4 protein-coding genes and 1 pseudogene are annotated in these 4,537 nt (G+C 64.3%); 3 read left to right on the plus strand and 2 right to left on the minus strand.

Features of this window, described 5'->3' with window-relative positions; all coding sequences use genetic code 11:
• From ACYVDE_RS15150 to ACYVDE_RS15160, 3 genes and pseudogenes are all read left to right on the plus strand, one after another.
• Positions 1–383: pseudogene (locus tag ACYVDE_RS15150) on the plus strand (hypothetical protein); the annotation flags it as partial.
• A 52-nt stretch (positions 384–435) separates the two neighbouring features.
• Complete coding sequence (locus ACYVDE_RS15155) at positions 436–798, plus strand: hypothetical protein (protein WP_460502378.1); 363 nt, start codon at positions 436–438, stop codon at positions 796–798.
• Positions 799–975: 177 nt separating this feature from the next.
• Positions 976–2,958: a M1 family metallopeptidase gene (locus ACYVDE_RS15160; protein ID WP_460502379.1), complete on the plus strand. Its 1,983-nt coding sequence runs from the start codon at positions 976–978 to the stop codon at positions 2,956–2,958.
• A gap of 90 nt (positions 2,959–3,048) precedes the next feature.
• Here the strand turns inward: ACYVDE_RS15160 and ACYVDE_RS15165 are convergent, their stop codons facing one another.
• A complete protein-coding gene (locus tag ACYVDE_RS15165) occupies positions 3,049–3,465 on the minus strand; it encodes a DUF983 domain-containing protein (RefSeq protein WP_460502380.1) in 417 nt (138 codons plus the stop codon).
• Positions 3,466–3,633: 168 nt separating this feature from the next.
• Complete coding sequence (locus ACYVDE_RS15170; RefSeq protein ID WP_460502381.1) at positions 3,634–4,494, minus strand: helix-turn-helix domain-containing protein; 861 nt, start codon at positions 4,492–4,494, stop codon at positions 3,634–3,636.
• Between the last annotated feature and the right edge of the window lie 43 nt (positions 4,495–4,537).

Genomic DNA, 4,537 nt, shown 5'->3' on the forward strand with positions numbered 1-4,537 from the left:
TCACGCTCGCGTCGCACCGCACGGTGCCGTTTGTGCACCCGCGCAACCTGCTGGCCGACGTGTGGCACGAAGCGCCGGCATCGGCCGTGTACCCGCCCGGCGTGTGGTACCTGCTCACGGAAAAGGCCTTTAGCAACCGGGGCAAAAACTCGGTGGCCCACAACACGCGCCTGCGTTGGCAGCGCTACGGCGAGCTGAACGCGCCCGAAACCAGGGCTGGCCGGCAGCAGCAGGCGCTGCTCTTCGGCGCGGGCGGCCCCTACGAAGCCGACGACCTGACGGTGCGCGCCAACATGCTCAACGAGTTGCAAGCCTCGGTGCGCCTGCTGAACCAGGAGTTGCAAGGCCTGCTCCTGAGTCTGGACCGCCCGGCCGGGCCGTGAGGCAGCCCTAGAACGGGTATCTTGCGGCCCGTCCTTTCGCCGGCCCCGCCTGATGCTGCCCCAACGCCTCATTTTTGTGTACAATGCCGATGGCGGCCGCCTGGCCGGCCTCAAGGACATGTTCCACAAAATTCTCTCGCCCAGCACCTACCCGTGTTCGCTGTGCGCCATCACCTACGGCGCTACCAGCATGTTTCCGGCGTGGCGGGATTTTGTGAAAACGCTGCCCGTGCCGGTCGATTTTCTGCACCGCGACGAGTTCGTGCGCGACTACCCGGCGCAGGCGGCGCACCCGCTGCCGGCCGCTTTCGCGTTGAGCGAGGATGGCCGCCTGACGCCGTTCATCGAAGCGCCGGAGATGGACGCGGCCGATTTAAACGGGCTGATGCAGCTGGTGCAGCAGCGGCTGCGCTAGGGGCGGTAAGAAATAGCGGTGGTCTGGTTAAGAACGTCATGCTGAGCTCGCCGAAGCATCGCTACTGCGCAACTAATCCCAATCGGCCGGAATGTGTAGCGGTAAAGATGCTTCGACTGCGCTCAGCATGACGTTCTTTTGTGTCCTTCATTCCTGCTTTATTCCTTCATCATTCGCATGAAACTCCATTTTCTGCTGGGCGCGGCCTTGCTGGCGGCCGGCCCGGCCCTGGCCCAGAGCATCAATACCGGCCCGGCCTACGACTCGCGCACGCTGTTCAACCCTAGCTTTATTGAGCAGCTGAGCACGCCTACGCGCACGGCCGGCGGCCAGCCCGGCGCCGAGTACTGGCAGAACGCGGCCGACTACAAAATCAACGCCCGGCTGGACGAGAAAACGGCCCGCGTTACGGCCTCCGTGGTCATTACTTACACCAATAACTCGCCCGACGCGCTGCCCTTCGTGTGGCTGCAGGTCGACCAGAACCTGTACCGCAACGACTCGCGCGGCGGGGCCGTGACGCCCATCGGCGGCGGCCGGTTTGGTAACGCCGACCGCGCCTTCCGGGGCGGCGACTCGCTGCAAACCGTGAGCATCGAGCTGCACGGCAAGAAGCTGAAGGCCAACTACCGCGTGAATGATACGCGCATGCAGATTATTCTGCCTGAGGCCTTGAAACCCAACGGCGACAAGCTGAAAATCAATATCGACTACGGCTTTAGCATTCCGGAGTACGGCTCCGACCGCCTGGGCCGCCTCAAAACCAAGAACGGCGAGATATTCGAGGTAGCGCAGTGGTACCCGCGTATGGCCGTATACGACGACGTGGAAGGCTGGAACACGCTGCCCTACCTCACGGCCGAGTTTTACCTCGAATACGGCAATTTCGACTACACCCTGAACGTGCCCGCCAACTACCTCGTGGGCGGCTCGGGCGAGCTGGTGAACCCCGCCGAAGTGCTGACCAGCGCCCAGCAGAGCCGTCTGGCCAAAGCCGCCGGCTCCGACCAAACCGTCATTGTGCGCTCGGTGGACGAGGTGACGCAGGCCGGCTCGCGGCCCGGCGGCCAGAACGGCCGCCTGACCTGGCATTTCCGGTGCCAGCGGGCGCGCGATGTGGCCTGGGCCGCGTCGTCGGCCTTCGTGTGGGATGCCGCCAAGATGAACCTGCCCAGCGGGCGTAAGTCGCTGGCCATGTCGCTCTACCCGGTGGAGGCGGCGCAGGATACGGCCTGGAACCGCAGCACGGAATACGTGAAGAAGAGCATCGAATTCAACTCGAAGCAGTGGTACGAATACACCTACCCGGTGGCGACGAACGTGGCCGGCGTGGTGGGCGGCATGGAGTACCCGGGCATCGTGTTCTGCGGCGCCAAGGCCCGCAAAGCCAGCCTGTGGAGCGTAACCGACCACGAGTTTGGCCACAACTGGTTTCCGATGATTGTAGGCTCGAACGAGCGCAAGTACCCGTGGATGGACGAGGGTTTCAATACGTTTATCAACATTCTGTCGAGCAACGCCTTTAATAACGGCGAATATGCTAAAGTGCTGAACGACACGGCCCGCCTGGTGCAGGGCAACATCCGCTACATGAGCGACCCGACCACCGTGCCGCCCTACACCGTGCCCGACGTAACGCCCTCCAACTTCCTCGGCTACGCGGCCTACAGCAAGATGGGCTACGGCCTGTTTCTGCTGCGCGCCGAGATTCTGGGGCCCGAGCGGTTCGACTACGCTTTCCGCACCTACATCAAGCGCTGGGCCTTTAAGCACCCGCAGCCCAAGGACTTTTTCCGGACGATGAACGAGGCCAGCGGCGAGGATTTGACCTGGTTCTGGCGCGAGTGGGTGTACAACAACTGGATTCTGGACCAGGCCGTGACCACCGTGGCCTACGCCAACCAGGACCCCGCCCAGGGCGCCCTCATCACCGTGGAGAACAAGGGCCAGGCCGCCATGCCCGTCATTGCCGACGTGACCGAAACCAGCGGCAAAGTCACCCGCGTGCGCCTGCCCGTGGAAGTATGGCAGCGCAGCGGCACCTGGACGTTCCGCGTGAACACGACCACGCCGCTCACCCGCGTGCAGCTCAACCCCACCAAGCTGCTGCCCGACGCCAACCCCGGCAACAACGTGTGGCGCGCGCAGGTGCTGAAATAGGGCTGTTAAAGCGAGCACCCCGAAATTTCATTTCGGCCCGCGTGAACACGTTGTTCACGCGGGCCGAAATGAAATTTCGGGGTACTCGTTTTATCCGCGTCCCCACTTGTGACTGTACCGCGCGCCGCCGAACAGATACAGCATCAGCGCGCGCGAGTAGCGCAGGATGAGGGGCGTGAGCAGCACCGTGGCCCCGGTGATGATGGCCACGTACACCCACGTGTCGGGGTCGCCGAGGAGGTAGTAGATGAGCACGCCCAGTACCAGCGTAGTGGCCACGTTGAAGCCGAAGGTGATGTACATGGAGCCGAAATAGAAGCCCGGCTCTGGCTCGTAGGTTTGGCTGCACACGGGGCACTGCGCGGGCATCTGGGCGAATTTGGTGAGGTTGAGGGCGGAGTGCGTGAACAGCGGGCCGCGGTGGCAGCGCGGGCAGCGCAGCTTGGCCAGCGCCAGCGCAGTGGAATCAACGAGTTCGTAGGTATCGGTATCGGCGGGTTCGGCCATAGCGGGGGCGGGGGAGAGGGGCATGAGGAAGCCGGAAATCTATACGGAAAAATGCGGCCCGCGCCCATGCGCGGCTGGCCGGCGCGGCACCTGCCGCTTTCGATACCCCAAAATTACCGGGGGCCGAAAGCGCGACAGCCGCCCATTTGCGGGCACTTACCGGACAAATCAACGCTGCTGCCGAAACGCTTCGGGCGTGATGCCGGTGTACTTGCGGAAGTAGCGCCCGAAGTATGAGGCATCCTCGAAGCCCAGCGCGTAGGCCACCTGCGCCACGCCCAGGGCCGAGTGGCTGAGCAGCCGCTGCGCCTCGGTGATGACGCGGGCGTGGATGAGGTCGCTGGCCGTTTTGTTGAGTACGCGGCGGCACAGGGCGTTGAGGTGGTTGGCCGACACGTGCAGCAGCGCGGCGTAGTCGCGCACGCTGCGCAGAGTGCGGTAGTGCTGGTTCAGCAGCGCCCCGAACTGGCGGATTTGCTGCTGGGCCAGGCCCGTTTCGGCGGCGGCGGGGGCGGCGTAGTGGCGGGCGGCCAGCTCCAAACTCAGGTGCAGGTAGGAGCGGAAAACTTCGGCCTGATTGGCCTGGGGCGTTTCGTACTCGGCAAACAGGCGCTCGATGAGCGGGCGAATGTCGGTTTCGGCCGGCGGCAGATACAGCACCGGCGGGTGGGCGCTGTCGAAAAACGGAAAGTCGTAGAGCCCGCTGCCGGGGTAGCGAAACAGGTAGAAGTCGGCGCTGAAAAACACCACGTAGCCGGCCGTGTCGGGCGCGAGCTGCCAGTGGTGCACCTGCCCCGGCGCCAGAAAAAACAGGCTGCCCGGCCGCAGCTCATACGTTACCAAATCAACCGTATGCGTGCCTGCGCCTTCGGTGATGTAGAGCAGCAGGTAGAAGTCGTGGGCGTGCGGCGCGTTCACGTGCGGGTGGCGCACGATGTGGCGTTCCAGCCGGTCGCAGTAGTACGGCGTGCGGGCCAGCGGCCCCGGAAACGAGGCCAGCGCCAGCACCGGCGGGGCAGTGGGTTTCATGGGAGCGAAGGTAGGGCGGGGAGGCGTTCGCCTCACGCCTCCC

The organism is Hymenobacter agri, from assembly GCF_054778495.1.